Source organism: Streptomyces sp. NPDC054975, from assembly GCF_053609105.1.
On the sequence record NZ_JBSGWV010000005.1, the window covers coordinates 166933 to 182767 of the forward strand.

The window sequence follows — 15835 nt, forward strand, 5'->3', positions numbered from 1 at the left end:
ACGGGACCGCGCTCGACCCAGCCATGCCCGACCCAGCCGTGCTCGACAGGACCGCGCTCGACCCAGCCATGCCCGACCCAGCCGTGCTCGACAGGACCGCGCTCGACCCAGCCATGCCCGACCCAGCCGTGCTCGACAGGACCGCGCTCGACCCAGCCATGCCCGACCGAACCGTGCTCGACCCAGCCGTGCTCGACCGCGCCGTCTCCGCCGTCCCGACCATCGACCTGGCCGACCCGGGCCGCTTCCTCACCGGCGGCGAACTCGTCCTCACCGGGCTCGCCTGGTGGCACAAGGACGGTGACGCGGAGCCGTTCGTACGCGTCCTGAACCGCGCGGGCGTCGCGGCCCTCGCCGCCGGGGAGGTCGAGCACGGGGGCGTCCCGGACGACCTCGTACGGGCCTGCCGACGCCACGGCCTCCCCCTCTTCGCCGTGCGGCCGGAGACGTCCTTCGCCACGATCACCGAACACGTCCTGAGCCGTCTTCGCGGGCTGCACCGCCAGGACGTGGGCACCCTCGCCGCCATGGTCGAACGCCATCGGCGGCTCCTCACCGACGAAGGCGCGCCGGACTCCGTACTGGAACTCCTGCGGCACAGCCTCGACCTCGACCTGCACGTCCTGTCCCCTACGGGACGTCAGATCGCGGGGGTGCAGCCTCCGTTGCGCCCCAGGACGGCGGTGGCGCTGGCCGCGCGGTACCTGGCGGCGCGCCGGTCCCAGGAGCCGGCCCCTCACGGGGTCACGATCGGATCCAGCCACTACTCCCTCGTACCGGTTCCGGCACCCACGCCACCGACAGAGGGGCAAGCCTCCGAGTGGGGCGACTGGCTGGTCGTCGTGGAAGGGGACACGTCAATCTGGCCGACGGCGGAGGTGGAGCTCCTCGACCGGACCGTCGAGCTGGTCACCGACGCGCGAGCCGCGCACGAGCGGACGAAGGCGGCGCTCCACGACCTGGCCGGGCGACTCCTCGACCTGATGCGCAGGCGCGTACCGCCCGAGGAGATCCCCGTCCGGCTGCGCGGCACCGCGCAGGGCGTGGTCAGCCAGGTCGACAACTGGCCGCGCTGCCAGTTCGTGGTGGCCGGCGGCGAGTGGCACGGGACGCGGCCGATCCCCGCCCCGGCCCTCCGCGTACTCCTGGAGGAGGCGCTGATCGAGCCGGACGGCCCGGTGCGGGTCTCGTCCCAGGACATCGCGTCCACCACCGACGGCGACCAGGCCGTCCTCCTCGCCCTGACCCCCGAACTGGCCCTCGACTGCGCCGCCCTGGAGCGGAGACTGGCCGCGGCGCTCGCGCGCTGGCTCGGCGCGACGGACAGCGTCTCCATCGGCGTCAGCTCGCCGGTCGCGGAGCCCGGACACGCGCAACGAGCGCTCGACGAGGCCCGTACCGCGCTACGGGTCGCCCAAGAGGGCCCGGAACGCGTGACCGTGCGCGGCCCGGACGACCTCACGCAGCACATCCTGTCTCTCCTGCCCCTCATCCCGGCCGAAACCCGCCGCGCCTTCGCCACCCGCCTCCTCGGCCCCCTCCGCGACCACGACAGCCGCCACCGAACCGACCTGCTGAAGACCCTGGACACGTTCCTGGCCTGCGACGCGTCCTGGACCGCCTGCGCGGCCCAACTCCACCTGCACGTGAACTCGTTGCGCCGGCGGATCGCCCGCATCGAAGACCTCACCGGCCGCGACCTGTCCCACCTGGAGACCAGACTGGACTTCCTCGCGGCACTGAGGTCCCTCTAGTCCTGCGCATCCGGCGTCCCGTCTTGGACGAGGAGCCCGGGCAGCACCTCGTCGAGGTTCCGTGGCCTCGGGGAACAAATAGATACATTCCAGGTCACCTCATAGAATTGAAGTGCTCCCTGGAGGCGCCATGGACCAGAGCCTGGGAAGCCGACGGTCATGACCGTGTCCGGCGATCTTGAGCGCGGCCGGGCAGCCTATGCCGTGCGGGCGTGGGCGGATGCCCACAAGGCCCTGACCCTCGCGGACGAGGTGGCTCCGCTCGGGGCGGAGGACCTCGAACTCCTGGCCGTCTCCGGCTTCATGACCGGGCGCCACGACGACCTGGTGAGCGGTCTCGAGCGTGCGTACGGCTCGTACCTCGACGCCGGGGAGGCGCTGCGCGCGGCGCGCTGTGCCTTCTGGGCCGGGGTCGATCTGGCGTTCCGGGGAGAGGTGGGGCACGCGACCGGATGGTTCGGGCGGGCCCACCGGCTGGTCGAGGCCGAGCAGAGCGCCTGCGTCGAGGAGGGCTACCTCCTGATACCGGCCGTCATGGGGCAGCGGGCCGGCGGTGACTACGCGGGCGCCTACGCGACGGCGGGCCGGGCCGTCGTGATCGCGGAGCGGTTCGGGGACGCGGACCTGCTCGCCCTCTCCGTGTACGAACAGGGCCACTCCCTGGTGCGGCAGGGGAAGGTCGAGGAGGGGCTCGGGCTCCTCGACGAGGTCATGGTGGCCGTCACGGCGGGCGACCTCTCCCCCATCGTCACCGGGGTGATCTACTGCGCCGTGATCGACGTCTGCCGTGCGGTGTACGAACTCCGCCGGGCCCAGGAGTGGACCGAGGCGCTGACCTCGTGGTGCCAGGAGCAGCCCGACATGGTGGTGTTCTCCGGCGAGTGCCTCGTGCACCGCGCGGAGATCATGCAGCTGCATGGTGCGTGGCGGGACGCGCTGACGGAGGCGGAGCGGGCGGGCGAGCGGTTCCGCCAGGAGTCGTACGAGGGGGCAGCCGCGCCGTCGTACTACCGGCAGGCGGAGCTTCACCGTCTGCAGGGGGCCTTCGCGACGGCCGAGGAGGCGTACCGGGACGCCGGCCGGTACGGAGAAGATCCGCAGCCGGGGCTTGCCCTGCTGCGACTGGCCCAGGGGAACGCGGACGCCGCGAGCGCCGCGATCCGCCGGCTGCTCGACGAGACCACCGAGCCGTTGGAGCGGGCGCGGCTGCTGCCCGCCCACATCGAGATCATGCTGGCCGTGGGAGACACCCAGGCGGCGCGCAGCGCCTGCGACGAGCTGGGGGCGATCGCCGAGAACTACCGGGGCGGCGAGCTGCGCGTGATCGCGACGGGCGCCCGGGGCACGGTCGATCTGGCCACCGGCGACGCGCGGTCCGCCCTGATCGCGCTCCGTCACGCGGAGCGGGGCTGGCGGGAACTCGAAGCACCGTACGAGACGGCACGGGTGCGCGTGGGCCTGGCCATGGCCTGCCGCGCCCTGGGCGACGAGGAGACCGCGGACCTGGAGCTCGAAGCGGCCTGCGCCGTGTTCGAGCGCCTGGGAGCCGCGCCGGACCTCGCCCGGACCGACTCGATCGCCCGCCGCGCCGGAGCCCCGCCCGAGGGTGTCCACGGGCTGACACCGCGCGAGCAGTCGGTGCTGCGCCTGGTCGCCGCCGGGAAACACAACCGGGAGATCGCATCGGCCCTGGTCATCAGCGAGCACACCGTCGCGCGGCACATCCAGAACATCTTCGCCAAGCTCGACGTGTCGTCGCGGACCGCGGCGAGTGCCTTCGCCTACGAACACCACCTCGTCTGACGGCGCTGGTCGGAAATGACCACGCCTTTCGTCGGTGCGTAGTTGGTGAATCCGGGCGATGCCGGCCGCCGTCGTCACGAGGAGGCTGAAAGCGAATGGAGGTGGCTGCGATGAACAAGTCCTCCGCCGGCGACGACCTCCGCCGACAGCTCCTCGCCGGGTTCCCCGCCACGGAACGACGACTCGACCTGGCCGGTATCCCGACCGCCGTACTGGAAGGCGGTGACGGCCCGCCGCTCGTCCTCCTGCACGGCCCCGGTGAGTTCGCCGCGACCTGGATGCGCGTGATGCCGGATCTCATGGAGACCCACCGCGTGATCGCTCCCGACCTGCCCGGCCACGGCGCCTCCGAGGTGGGCGACGGCCCGCTGAAGGCCGATCGCGTTCTCGCGTGGCTCGGTGAGCTGATCGAGCGGACCTGTACGTCGCGCCCCGTCCTGGCGGGACATCTGCTCGGCGGCGCCATCGCCGCCCGCTTCGCCTGTGACCAGGGAGCCCGGATCGGCCGGCTGGTCCTGGTGGACACGTACGGCCTCGCCCGGTTCCGCCCCGCCCCCAAGTTCGCCCTCGCCATGGTCCGTTTCATGGCACGGCCCACGGAGCGTGCCCAGGACCAGCTCATGGGGGCCTGCATGACCGACCTGGGCGCACTGCGCCAACAGCTCGGTACGAGCATGGAGTTGCTGGAGGCCTACGCGCTCGACCGCGCCCGCACACCGGGCCAGAAAGTCGCTCTCCGTAGCCTCATGCCGGCGTTCGCGATGGCCCCGATCCCGGCGGACGACCTGGAGCGGATCACCGTGCCCACCAGCCTGATCTGCGGGCGGCACGACCTCCAGGTGCGCCTGAGCGTCGCCGAGGCCGCGAGCGACCGCCACGGATGGCCGCTCCACGTGATCGAGAACGCCGCCGACGACCCCGCCTTCGAGCAGCCCGAAGCCTTCCTGGCAGCGCTACGCGCCGAGATCGGCAACCCCCTCGTCCCCCACTCCACATGAGCGAAGGAGACCGTCATGGCGATCGCAATGCTGGTGGACAACCCACACGGTTCGCAGGAGATCTACGACAAGGTCCGGGAGCAGTTGGGCCTGCAGCAGAAGCCCGCGGGCGGCATCTTCCACGCCGCCGGACCGAGCCCGAACGGCGGCTGGCGTGTCATCGAGGTCTGGGAGTCGGAAGAGGACGCGAAGCGATTCCTCGCAGAACGTCTCGCACCCGCTCTCCAGGCCGCCGGAGCAGCGGGCCCACCCCCGACACCGCAGTTCTGGCCGGTGTACGACTACATGACCTAGGAGCACGCCTCTGCGGGCGGCCCCACCCGCGGAGACCGACCGTCCGACCTGCTCCCCGCAGGTCGGACGGCCTTTCGCCGGACGAATCAGACGTTGAAGCGGAACTCCACCACGTCGCCGTCCTGCATCACGTACTCCTTGCCCTCCATGCGGGCCTTGCCTGCCGCGCGGGCTTCGGCCACCGAGCCGGTTTCGACGAGGTCGGCGAAGGAGATGACCTCGGCCTTGATGAAGCCCTTCTGGAAGTCCGTGTGGATCACGCCGGCCGCCTCCGGGGCCGTCGCGCCCTTCTTGATCGTCCAGGCGCGGGATTCCTTCGGGCCGGCCGTCAGGTAGGTCTGGAGGCCCAGGGTGTCGAAGCCCACGCGGGCGAGGGTCGCCAGGCCCGGCTCCTCCGCGCCGACGGACTGGAGGAGCTCCATGGCGTCCTCCTCGTCCAGCTCGGCGAGGTCCTGCTCCAGCTTGGCGTTGAGGAAGATCGCCTCCGCCGGGGCCACCAGCGCGCGCTGCTCGTCCTTGAACGAGTCGTCCGTCAGCTCGTCCTCGTCCACGTTGAAGACGTAGAGGAACGGCTTCGTGGTGAGGAGGTGCAGGTCGTGCAGGAGCTCCGTCTTGTCCGTGCCCTGCACGATGCCCTGGGAGAACAGGGTGTCGCCGCGCTCCAGGATCTCCTTCGCCGCCTCGACCGCCGCGACCTTCGGGGCCACGTCCTTCTTGATCCGGGCCTCCTTCGCCAGCCGCGGGAGGACCTTCTCGATCGTCTGCAGGTCCGCGAGGATCAGCTCGGTGTTGATCGTCTCGATGTCGTCCTTCGGCGAGACCTTGCCGTCGACGTGCACGACGTTCTCGTCCTTGAAGGCACGGATGACCTGGCAGATCGCGTCCGACTCGCGGATGTTCGCCAGGAACTTGTTGCCCAGGCCCTCACCCTCGCTCGCACCGCGCACGATGCCCGCGATGTCCACGAAGTCGACCGTCGCCGGGAGCACCCGCTGCGAGTTGAAGATCTCCGCCAGCTTCGTCAGACGCGGGTCGGGGACACCGACGACGCCGACGTTCGGCTCGATCGTGGCGAACGGGTAGTTGGCCGCCAGGACGTCGTTCTTGGTCAGGGCGTTGAACAGGGTCGACTTGCCGACATTCGGCAGACCGACGATTCCGATCGTGAGCGACACGGTGGCGACCTTCTGGAGTACGGATGGGGGTGCGGTGGGTGGGCCGATCCCCCAGTTTACGGGGGGTACGAACCGGCCCGTGACGCCGACCTTCGGCCGTTCTCGACGGCTACGTCACCCAAAGGGCGTGTCCTGGGCCGCTCCCCTGCCCCTTCCCGACCTACGTTGGTGTAGTGGAGCAGCACAGGACAAGTCAGCCGCAAGGCCGCCGACGGCCGCAAACGCCCCTCACGCCGCCCGGCGCGCTCGTCGAGGGCGCCGCCGTCTATCGCGTCGCCGCGCGCCCGGGCCGTGGCCGGGTCGAGCGGGCGACGCCCTCCGGGCCCGTGCCCGTCACCGTTCCCGTACGACGGTCGGCGCCCCCGGTGGCGCCCTTCGTCCTCGCCCTCAGGCGGTTGCCCAACCCCCGGCTGACCGGCCTGGGCGCGGGGCTCTTCGCCTCCGCAACCATGCTGGTGCTCGGCTTCCTCGACTGGCTGATCCTCGACGGCTCGCCCCTCGTCTACGGGCTGCTGTTCCTGCCGGTCAGCGCCCTGACCGCGCTCTGGGTCCGCACCGCCGACCTCGTCACCGCCCCGATCAGCGTGCCCATCGCCTTCGCCGTCGGCGTCGTGCCCATCTCGGGCGGGTCCGGCGGCTTCGGCGGGCAGGCCATGGCCGTCGTCACCGCCCTCGCCGTCCACGCCGGGTGGCTGTACGGCGGCACGCTCGTCGCCGGTCTGATCACCAGCGTCCGGAAGGTACGCGACATGGGGCGCCGCCAGCGCGCCGCCGCCGCGCGTGCCGCCAGGAACGGCCCGGGGGCGAAGGGCGGGGCAGCTCCCCAGGCCGTCCGACGGGCCGCTCCGTAGCCGCCCGTCTACCGCCGTCCCGGCGACGACTCCCTGGAACGACCGCCTCAGGCCGCTCCGTAGCCCCCGTCCGCCCCCGCTCCGGCGACGACCCCCCGGAACGACCGCCTCAGGCCGCCCGCGGGCCGCTCCAGCCCCCGTCCGCCCCCGCTCCGGCGACGACTCCCTGGAGCGACCCCTCAGGCCGCTCCGTAGCCCCTTCGCAACCCGCCCCGCCCCCCGACCCCTACTCCCGCGCCGCCGCCATCGCCGCGCCCACGATCCCCGCGTTGTTCTCCAGCTCCGCCGGGACGATCTCCGCCCTGATGCCCTCGATCAGCGGCAGGAACTTGTCCGCCTTCCGGCTCACTCCCCCGCCGATGATGAAAAGCTCCGGCGAGAACAGCATCTCCACGTGCGCCAGGTACTTCGTCACCCGCCGCGCCCAGTGCTCCCAGCTGAGGTCCTCGTCCTCCTTGGCCTTCGTCGACGCCCGCTTCTCCGCGTCGTGGCCCTTCAGCTCCAGGTGGCCCAGCTCCGTGTTCGGGACGAGCCGGCCGTCCACGAAGAGCGCCGAGCCGATGCCCGTACCGAGCGTCAGCAGGATCACCGTGCCCGTACGGCCCCGGCCCGCGCCGAAGGTCATCTCGGCGACCCCGGCCGCGTCCGCGTCGTTCAGGATCGTCACCGGGAGGCCGCCGAGGCGGTCGCCGAGCAGCTTGCCGGCGTCGACGCCGATCCAGCCCTTGTCGACGTTGGCCGCCGTACGGATCGTGGAGCCGGTGACGACGCCGGGGAAGGTCACCCCCACCGGCCCCGACCAGCCGAAGTTCTCCACGACCTCCACGACGCAGCCCGCGACACCGTCCGGTGTCGCGGGCTGCGGGGTCAGTACCTTGTGGCGGGTCTCGGTGAGCTCGCCGCGCTCCAGATCCACGGGAGCGCCCTTGATGCCCGAACCGCCGATGTCCACTCCGAAGACGTTCATGAACCCACGGTAAGGGCAGCGGCGCGGAGCTACTCCTTGATCAGCTCTGCCGCCTGGGCGCGCAGGTCCTTGTTCCGGAGCTCCTTCGGCAGCGAGAAGGTCAGCGACTCGTCCGCCGTCTTGACGATCTCCACGTCCGCGTAGCCCCGCTCGGAGAGCCACTCCAGGACCTCCTGCACGAGGACGTCCGGGACCGAGGCGCCCGAGGACAGGCCGACCGAGGTGACGCCCTCCAGCCAGGCCTCGTCGATCTCGCTCGCGAAGTCGACCAGGTACGCGGCCGGGACGCCGGCCTGCTTGGCGACCTCGACCATGCGGATCGAGTTGGAGGAGTTCTTCGAGCCGACGACGATCACCAGCTCGGCCTGGCCGGCGAGCTCCTTGATGGCCAGCTGCCGGTTCTGCGTGGCGTAGCAGATGTCGTCGGACGGCGGGGAGATCAGGTTCGGGAACTTCTCCTTCAGCGCGTCGACCGTCTCCATCGTCTCGTCCACCGAGAGCGTGGTCTGGGAGAGCCAGACGACCCGGTCCGGGTCGCGGACCTCGACCTTGGCGACGTCCTCGGGGCCGTCGACGAGCTGGATGTGGTCGGGGGCCTCGCCGGAGGTGCCGATGACCTCCTCGTGGCCCTCGTGGCCGATCAGGAGGATGTCGAAGTCCTCGTTGGCGAACCGGACCGCCTCCTTGTGCACCTTGGTGACCAGCGGGCAGGTCGCGTCGATGGTCTTGAGGCGGCCCTCCCGGGCCTCCTCGTGCACGGTCGGGGCCACGCCGTGCGCGGAGAACATCACGATGTTGCCGGGCGGCACCTCGGTCGCCTGGTCGACGAAGATCGCGCCCTTCCGCTCCAGGGTCTGGACGACGTACTTGTTGTGCACGATCTCGTGGCGTACGTAGATCGGCGCGCCGTACTGCTCCAGGGCCTTCTCCACGGCGATCACGGCACGGTCCACGCCCGCGCAGTAGCCACGGGGAGCGGCGAGGAGGACACGCTTCGGGCGGTTGGTCGCGGGCGTCGCAGTCATGCGTCCCATCGTAAGGCCGCATCGGTACGGACCGTTCGTAAGGCCGCGTCGGTACGGCCCGTGATCGACACGGTGGCCGAGACTGGCCCCATGGCCGAGGAAGTGCAGGTGGCATCCCACACCGGACTGCGGCGGACCCTGGGGTTCCGCGACCTTGTCGTCTACGGGCTGCTCTTCATCGCGCCCATGGCCCCCGTCGGCGTCTACGGCACGCTGGACGCGAAGTCGCACGGCGCGGTGGCACTGGTGTACGTGGTGGCCACCGTCGCGATGGCGTTCACGGCCTTCAGTTACGCGCAGATGGTGCGGGTCGCCCCGCTCGCCGGTTCCGTCTTCACGTACGCCCGCAAGGGGCTCGGGGAAGGGCCGGGGTTCGTCGCGGGGTGGATGGCGATGCTCGACTACCTCCTCATCCCGGCCGTGGCGTACCTCTTCGCGGGCATCGCGATGGAGGCGCTGGTTCCGGAGGTGGACCGGTGGGTGTGGACGGCGATCGCGGTGGTCGTGACGACGCTGCTCAATCTCTGGGGCGTACGGGCGGCGGCGCGGGTCGGTTTCGCGGTGCTCGCCATGGAGATCGTGGTCCTGCTGGTCTTCGTCGTGTCGGCGCTGGTCGTCCTCGCACGGGACGGGGCACGGCGCGACTGGTGGTCGCCGCTGGCCGGTGACGGGACGTTCTCGGTGGCGGCCGTGGTCGGGGCGGTGTCGGTGGCCGTGCTCTCGTACCTCGGTTTCGACGCCATCGCCTCGTTCGCGGAGGAGGTCACCGGCGGCTCGGAGAAGGTGGCGCGGGCGGTGCTGTTCTGTCTGGCGCTCGCAGGTGTGCTGTTCGTCGGCCAGACGTATCTGGTCGCGCTCCTCGAACCGCTGTCGTCGGCGGAGCTGGCGGCGGACCCGGGGAAGCAGGGGTCGGCGTTCTACGACGCGGTGGACGTGTCGGTGGGGACCTGGCTGCACGACCTGGTGGCGGTGTCGAAGGCGATCGGGGCCGCCTTCGCCGCGCTCGCGGGGCAGGCGGCGGCGGGCCGGCTGCTCTTCGCGATGGGGCGCGAGCGGCGGCTGCCGCACCTGCTCGCCCGTACGGACTCGGGGGTGCCACGGGTGGCGCTGCTGCTCGCGGCGGCGGTGACGATGGTGGCGGCGGTGTGGGCGGCCCAGCGGGACGACGGCCTCGACCATCTCGTCTCGGTCGTCGACGTCGGGGCCCTGACGGCGTTCACGCTGCTGCACGCGAGCGTGGTGGGGTGGTTCGTGGTGCGGCGGATGGAAGGGCCGCCGCACTGGCTGCGGCACGTGGTCATGCCCGTGGTCGGCGCGGCCATCCTGGTCGCGGTGATCGCCGAGGCGGCGGTGTCGGCTCAGGTGGTGGGCGTGGTCTGGCTGGGTGTGGGCCTGGTGGTCCTCGCGGTCCAGGGAGCGACGCGCTCGGAATGACCGGGGTGTCCGTGCCCGCCGCTACGCTCGCCGCATGGGTCTCACTACGTCCGCCGAAGCGCCGCTGCCCGTCGGAGAGGTCTCCCGGCTCATCGGGGGGTGGATCGACCGGCTCGGTGCCATCTGGGTCGAGGGGCAGATCACGCAGTTGTCGCGGCGGCCCGGCGCCGGGGTCGTGTTCCTGACGCTGCGGGATCCCTCGTACGACATCTCCATCGGCGTCACCTGCTACCGCCAGGTGTTCGACGCCGTCGCCGACGTCGTCTCCGAGGGCGCCCGCGTCGTCGTGCACGCCAAGCCCGAGTGGTACGCCCCGCGCGGGCAGCTGTCGCTGCGGGCCGTGGAGATCAAGCCGGTCGGGATCGGGGAGCTGCTGGCCCGCCTGGAGCAGCTCAAGCGGAGCCTCGGCGCCGAGGGGCTCTTCGCGCTCGACCGCAAGAAGCCGCTGCCCTTCCTCCCCCAGCTCGTCGGCCTCGTCTGCGGGCGCGCCTCCGCCGCCGAGCGGGACGTCCTGGAGAACGCCCGGCGCCGCTGGCCCGCCGTCCGCTTCGAGGTGCGCAACGTGGCCGTGCAGGGGGTGAAGGCCGTGCCCCAGGTCGTCCAGGCCGTGAAGGAGCTCGACGCGCACGGGGACGTGGACGTGATCATCGTGGCCCGGGGCGGCGGCAGCGTCGAGGACCTGCTGCCGTTCTCGGACGAGCAGCTGATCCGGGCCGTGGCCGACTGCCGTACGCCGGTGGTCTCCGCGATCGGCCACGAGCCGGACTCGCCGCTGCTCGACCTCGTCGCCGACCTGCGCGCCTCCACCCCGACCGACGCCGCCAAGAAGGTCGTACCGGACGTCGGCGAGGAGCTGGACCGGGTGCAGGCGCTGCGCGACCGGGCGTTGCGGACGGTGCAGGGGCTGCTCGACCGGGAGGAGCGCGGGCTCGCGCACGCGCTGGCGCGGCCGGTCATGGAGCACCCGCAGCGCATGATCGAGCAGCGCGAGGACGAGCTCGACGCGCTGCTCGCCCGCAGCCGCCGGACCCTCGGGCACCTGCTCGACCGGGCCGACTCCGAGCTGTCCCACACCCGCGCCCGGGTCCGGGCGCTGTCGCCCGCCGCGACGATGGAGCGGGGGTACGCCGTGCTCCAGCGGGCGGACGGGGCGGTCGTGCGGTCCCCGGAGGAGGTCGCGGTGGACGAGGAGCTGCGGGCCCGGGTCTCGGCGGGCGAGTTCACGGTGCGGCGCGTTGTCGGACCCGACGCATAGGGTGGTTCCCATGGCAGCCACCACGGAAGAGGCGCTCGGGTACGAGCAGGCACGCGACGAGCTGATCGAGGTCGTTCGGCGTCTGGAGACGGGCGGAACGACCCTGGAGGAGTCGCTCGCGCTCTGGGAGCGCGGGGAGGAATTGGCGAAGGTGTGCCGGCGTTGGCTGGAAGGCGCACGGGCCCGTCTCGACGCCGCGCTGGCCGCCCCGGAGGACGACGGCGACCGGTCCGAGGCCGACGCCGAGTAGCGGCACCGGGCGACCCGCACCGGCCCGACGCCCGGCTTCGTACCGGTCCCCGCGCCTGGTTCGTACCGGCCCCGCGTCGGCCTCGTACGGGCCCGGGTCGGCCTCGTTCCGCGTCCCGCATCGGATCCCGTACGATGACGGTGTGAACCGGATCACTATCCGGTTGGATTAGTTGAAAGTTCACCAAACACCGTCGTACGGTGAGGGCATCGCTTGAAACTCCCTGCAGTCCGGAAGGTAAGCAGCATGTCCCTCGCTCTTGACCCCACCGCCCAGGACCTCCTCTTCCGTGAGGCCCGCACCGCCAACACGTTCACCGACGAGCCGGTGACCGACGAGCAGGTCCAGGCGATCTACGACCTCGTCAAGTACGGGCCGACCGCCTTCAACCAGACCCCGCTGCGCATCACGCTGGTCCGCTCCCCCGAGGCCCGCGAGCGCCTGGTGAAGCACATGGCCGAGGGCAACCAGGCGAAGACCCGCACCGCCCCGCTGGTCGCGATCCTCTCCGCCGACAACGAGTTCCACGAGGAGCTCCCGAACCTGCTGCCGCACTTCCCGCAGGCCAAGGACATGTTCTTCGCCGAGCGCCCGGCCCGTGAGGGTTCGGCCCTGCTGAACGCCGCCCTCCAGGCCGCGTACTTCATCGTCGGTGTCCGCGCCGCCGGCCTGGCCGCCGGCCCGATGACCGGTCTCGACTTCGCCGGCCTCCAGAAGGAGTTCCTGGACGACGACCACACCCCGCTGATGGTCGTCAACATCGGCAAGCCGGGCGAGGACGCCTGGTTCCCGCGCTCCCCGCGCCTGGCCTACGACGAGGTCGTCACCACCGTCTGACCGACCCCCGTCGCGCACGCGAAAGCCCCCGGACCCACAGGTCCGGGGGCTTTCCCGTACGTACGCCCGCCTACGCCTTCTTCGACTGCAGCGCGCCCGCCATCTCGGCCAGCCGCTCGAAGGAGGCCGTCCCCGTCACGACCGTCGTGGCGCCGCCGTCCGTGCGCACCAGAGCGTCGTACTTCGGCCCCTCCCAGCGCTGCCAGACCTGACCGGCGACCGTCTGGGTCTTCCCGGAGTCCTTGGCCTGCTGCGTGACCTTCGGGACGAACTTCTCCGGCTCCGCCGTCGACTGGTGGATCGCCACGTACTGGGTGTCCGGGTCGAGGAAGCCCAGCTGCCAGGCGTCGTTCTGCTCGCGCTTGTACGAGACGACGGTCGCCTTCCAGCCCTCCCCGAGCCCCTCGGGGGCCAGCACCGCGTAGGGCGCCGCCCGCTGTGCCGTCACCAGCTCGACCCGGTAGTCCTTGGCCTTCACCGGGTCGGCGTTCTCGTCGTGCGGGATGAAGAGATACATCACGCCCGCGGCGATCAAGATCACCCCGAGCGACTGGAACATCCCGCGTACCGTCTGCCTGCCTCGCATACCTGCCACGCCCCCCATGGTCGCATCATGGTGTTGTGCTCATACGTGGGCCCCTCTGCTCAATTTGTCGACGTACCGATAGAGTCGCAGCACCCTCTTTATTCCGGCCGTCGCCGTACAGAAAGGTGCGCTCCGATGACCGAGCATTCCCTGCCGTCCGAGCTCGAGGTCTCCCCCGAGGCCCCCGACCGCAACCTCGCCCTTGAGCTGGTCCGGGTGACCGAGGCCGCCGCCATGGCCGCCGGTCGCTGGGTCGGGCGCGGTGACAAGATCGGCGCGGACGGCGCCGCGGTCAACGCGATGCGGACGCTGATCTCGACCGTCTCCATGAACGGCGTCGTCGTCATCGGCGAGGGCGAGAAGGACGAAGCGCCCATGCTCTTCAACGGGGAGCGGGTCGGCGACGGAACCGGCGCCGAGGTCGACATCGCCGTCGACCCGATCGACGGCACCACGCTCAACGCCAAGGGCATGCCCAACGCGATCGCCGTCCTCGCCGCCGCCGACCGCGGCACCATGTTCGACCCGTCCGCGGTCTTCTACATGGACAAGCTGGTCACCGGCCCCGAGGCCGCCGACTTCGTCGACATCAACGCGCCCGTCTCGGTCAACATCCGCCGGGTCGCCAAGGCCAAGAACATGTCCCCCGAGGACGTCACGGTCGTCATCCTGGACCGCCCCCGCCACGAGGGCGTCGTCAAGGAGATCCGCGAGACCGGCGCCCGCATCAAGTTCATCACCGACGGCGACGTCGCCGGTTCGATCATGGCCGTCCGCGAGGGCACCGGCGTGGACCTGCTCCTCGGCATCGGCGGTACGCCCGAGGGCATCATCTCGGCCTGCGCCATCAAGTGCCTCGGCGGTGTCATCCAGGGCAAGCTGTGGCCGAAGGACGACGCCGAGCGCCAGAAGGCGATCGACGCGGGTCACGACCTGGACCGTGTGCTCTCCACGAACGACCTGGTCAGCGGCGAGAACGTGTTCTTCGTCGCCACCGGCATCACGGACGGCGAGCTGCTGCGCGGCGTCCGCTACCGCTCGGAGACCGCGACCACCTCGTCGCTGGTGATGCGCTCGAAGTCCGGCACGATCCGGCAGATCGACTCCACGCACCGACTGGCGAAGCTGCGCGCCTACAGCAAGATCGACTTCGACCGCGCGAAGTAACGCGCGAAGCAGCGGGCGAAGTCATGGCCGGCCATCGGGCGAAGTAACGTCACGGCGGTCCAGCGGTTGTACGGAAAGGGGCGCCCCCTGTGCGGTGGGGGCGCCCCTTTCGCGTGCCGTACGAACGACGTCGCGAGCCGCTCGGGCCGTCAGCCGGCCGCGGCGATCCGGTCCGCCGCGGCGGCCTTCTTGAGCTCCACCTCGCGCCGGCGGCGCCGGGCGAGCACGACGCGGCGCTCGGCGGCGGTGAGCCCGCCCCACACGCCGTACGGCTCGGGCTGGAGCAGCGCGTGCTCCCGGCACTCGACCATCACGGGGCAGCGGGCACAGACCCGCTTGGCGGCCTCCTCGCGCGCCAGTCGCGAGGCGGTCGGCTCCTTGGAGGGGGCGAAGAACAGTCCGGCTTCGTCCCGACGGCACACCGCCTCCGTGTGCCAGGGACCGGCCTCGTCCTCCCGAGCGGGGGCACGCTGGGGCGGGACGGCGGCGACCTGGAGGGGCTGATGCGGCAGTTGCAGCACGGTCTACTCCTGACGACGGCTTCGCGAGCGAGAGACGATGGAGCAGCCCTACCCGCTGTGCGCGCGCCTATGCACTGCGTGCCGCCCGACTCCGCAGAGCGGAGCCGCAGGGGCGGAATCCGGTCACCGCGTCATCCCACGTCGGAGGCGGTGAACCGGTTCAGCGACGACCGGTTCAGTGGCCGAGGTGCTTGCGCATCTTGTTCTGGACGGTGTTCTGGAGGTCCGTGATCCACTTGCCGCGCTTGGGCTTGGCCTCGACGTTGCCGAAGACCGAGTAGCCGTTGATCACGACCACCGGGGCCTGCGGGTCGGCGGCCTCCAGCGTCACGACCTCGAAGTTGCCGAAGATCCCGGTGCCGTTGCCCCGCAGGCTGATGTTCTCCGGGACGCGGACCTCCACGTTACCGAAGACCGAGGTGGCGTTGATGGTGGTCAGCCGCTGGGCGAAGAGCGCCTCGGTGAGGTCGATCTCGATGTTGCCGAAGAGCGCGAAGGCGTTGGTCCTGCGGCCCACGCGCCAACGGCCCTTGCGGGTGGTGCTGGAGAAGACGGCGACCAAGTTGTCGGCGGGGCCGGAGTCGTCGTCGGGGCCGTACGCGTACGCCGGCTCGGGCTCCGCGCCGCGGCGGTTGCCGGCGGGCAGGTCGCTGACGATCGGCTCCAGCTCGCCCACGGTCTTGGCGCGGTAGACCGCGTCGATCCGCTCGGAGTGCTCCTCCGCGTCGATCCGACCCTCGGCCAGCGCGTCCCTGAGGATGTCCGCGATCCGGTCCCGGTCGGCGTCCGACGCGCGCAGCAAGTCCCCCGGAGCGGCGGCCGGAACGGCCGGAGCGGCGGCGGGCTCGGCGGGGGCGACCGGCTTCTGAGGCTGCTTTTCGAGGTCCACGAAGCCAGCCTAGCGAAACGCGATAGATC

At 71.3% G+C, this 15835-nt stretch carries 16 protein-coding genes; 10 read left to right on the forward strand and 6 right to left on the reverse strand.

Annotation, left to right across the window (positions count from 1 at the left end; translation table 11 throughout):
• The 4 genes from ACWF79_RS08740 to ACWF79_RS08755 all read left to right on the forward strand — a co-directional run.
• The coding region (locus tag ACWF79_RS08740; RefSeq protein WP_453727331.1) for a PucR family transcriptional regulator ligand-binding domain-containing protein at positions 1–1754 on the forward strand (1754 nt) is incomplete at its 5' end.
• Between the two features lie 159 nt (positions 1755–1913).
• Entirely contained in the window at positions 1914–3557 is a 1644-nt protein-coding gene (locus ACWF79_RS08745) for a LuxR C-terminal-related transcriptional regulator (RefSeq protein WP_453727332.1), read from the forward strand.
• A 110-nt stretch (positions 3558–3667) separates the two neighbouring features.
• Positions 3668–4555, forward strand: coding sequence for an alpha/beta fold hydrolase (locus ACWF79_RS08750; protein WP_453727333.1), 888 nt, complete (start codon positions 3668–3670; stop codon positions 4553–4555).
• A 15-nt stretch (positions 4556–4570) separates the two neighbouring features.
• The gene (locus ACWF79_RS08755; protein ID WP_453727334.1) at positions 4571–4849 is read left to right on the forward strand and encodes a hypothetical protein; all 279 of its coding nucleotides are present in this window, start codon (positions 4571–4573) and stop codon (positions 4847–4849) included.
• Between the two features lie 86 nt (positions 4850–4935).
• Here the strand turns inward: ACWF79_RS08755 and ychF are convergent, their stop codons facing one another.
• Complete coding sequence (gene ychF / locus ACWF79_RS08760; protein ID WP_453727335.1) at positions 4936–6024, reverse strand: redox-regulated ATPase YchF; 1089 nt, start codon at positions 6022–6024, stop codon at positions 4936–4938.
• 173 nt (positions 6025–6197) lie between these two features.
• Here ychF and ACWF79_RS08765 point away from each other — a divergent pair, with 173 nt between their 5' ends.
• The gene (locus ACWF79_RS08765) at positions 6198–6875 is read left to right on the forward strand and encodes a DUF6542 domain-containing protein (RefSeq protein ID WP_453727336.1); all 678 of its coding nucleotides are present in this window, start codon (positions 6198–6200) and stop codon (positions 6873–6875) included.
• Between the two features lie 226 nt (positions 6876–7101).
• Here the strand turns inward: ACWF79_RS08765 and ppgK are convergent, their stop codons facing one another.
• Complete coding sequence (gene ppgK / locus ACWF79_RS08770) at positions 7102–7842, reverse strand: polyphosphate--glucose phosphotransferase (protein WP_453727337.1); 741 nt, start codon at positions 7840–7842, stop codon at positions 7102–7104.
• A 29-nt stretch (positions 7843–7871) separates the two neighbouring features.
• Complete coding sequence (locus ACWF79_RS08775) at positions 7872–8876, reverse strand: 4-hydroxy-3-methylbut-2-enyl diphosphate reductase (protein WP_453727338.1); 1005 nt, start codon at positions 8874–8876, stop codon at positions 7872–7874.
• 81 nt (positions 8877–8957) lie between these two features.
• Here ACWF79_RS08775 and ACWF79_RS08780 point away from each other — a divergent pair, with 81 nt between their 5' ends.
• The 4 genes from ACWF79_RS08780 to ACWF79_RS08795 all read left to right on the forward strand — a co-directional run bounded on the left by ACWF79_RS08780 (position 8958) and on the right by ACWF79_RS08795 (position 12643).
• Complete coding sequence (locus ACWF79_RS08780) at positions 8958–10301, forward strand: APC family permease (protein WP_453727339.1); 1344 nt, start codon at positions 8958–8960, stop codon at positions 10299–10301.
• A 34-nt stretch (positions 10302–10335) separates the two neighbouring features.
• The gene (gene xseA, locus ACWF79_RS08785; RefSeq protein WP_453727340.1) at positions 10336–11556 is read left to right on the forward strand and encodes an exodeoxyribonuclease VII large subunit; all 1221 of its coding nucleotides are present in this window, start codon (positions 10336–10338) and stop codon (positions 11554–11556) included.
• A 10-nt stretch (positions 11557–11566) separates the two neighbouring features.
• Complete coding sequence (locus ACWF79_RS08790; protein ID WP_453727341.1) at positions 11567–11806, forward strand: exodeoxyribonuclease VII small subunit; 240 nt, start codon at positions 11567–11569, stop codon at positions 11804–11806.
• 246 nt (positions 11807–12052) lie between these two features.
• Positions 12053–12643: a malonic semialdehyde reductase gene (locus tag ACWF79_RS08795; RefSeq protein ID WP_453727342.1), complete on the forward strand. Its 591-nt coding sequence runs from the start codon at positions 12053–12055 to the stop codon at positions 12641–12643.
• A gap of 70 nt (positions 12644–12713) precedes the next feature.
• On the opposite strand, the gene ACWF79_RS08800 is transcribed toward ACWF79_RS08795, so the two are convergent.
• Positions 12714–13247, reverse strand: coding sequence for a DUF4245 domain-containing protein (locus ACWF79_RS08800; RefSeq protein WP_453727343.1), 534 nt, complete (start codon positions 13245–13247; stop codon positions 12714–12716).
• Positions 13248–13364: 117 nt separating this feature from the next.
• Here ACWF79_RS08800 and glpX point away from each other — a divergent pair, with 117 nt between their 5' ends.
• On the forward strand, positions 13365–14396 hold the full coding sequence (glpX, locus tag ACWF79_RS08805; protein ID WP_453727344.1) for a class II fructose-bisphosphatase: 1032 nt from the start codon (positions 13365–13367) through the stop codon (positions 14394–14396).
• A 149-nt stretch (positions 14397–14545) separates the two neighbouring features.
• On the opposite strand, the gene ACWF79_RS08810 is transcribed toward glpX, so the two are convergent.
• On the reverse strand, positions 14546–14917 hold the full coding sequence (locus tag ACWF79_RS08810) for a WhiB family transcriptional regulator (RefSeq protein ID WP_453727345.1): 372 nt from the start codon (positions 14915–14917) through the stop codon (positions 14546–14548).
• Between the two features lie 175 nt (positions 14918–15092).
• Positions 15093–15806 carry a DUF1707 SHOCT-like domain-containing protein gene (locus ACWF79_RS08815; protein ID WP_453727346.1) on the reverse strand — a complete coding sequence of 238 codons (714 nt, stop codon included), beginning with the start codon at positions 15804–15806 and terminating at the stop codon, positions 15093–15095.
• Between the last annotated feature and the right edge of the window lie 29 nt (positions 15807–15835).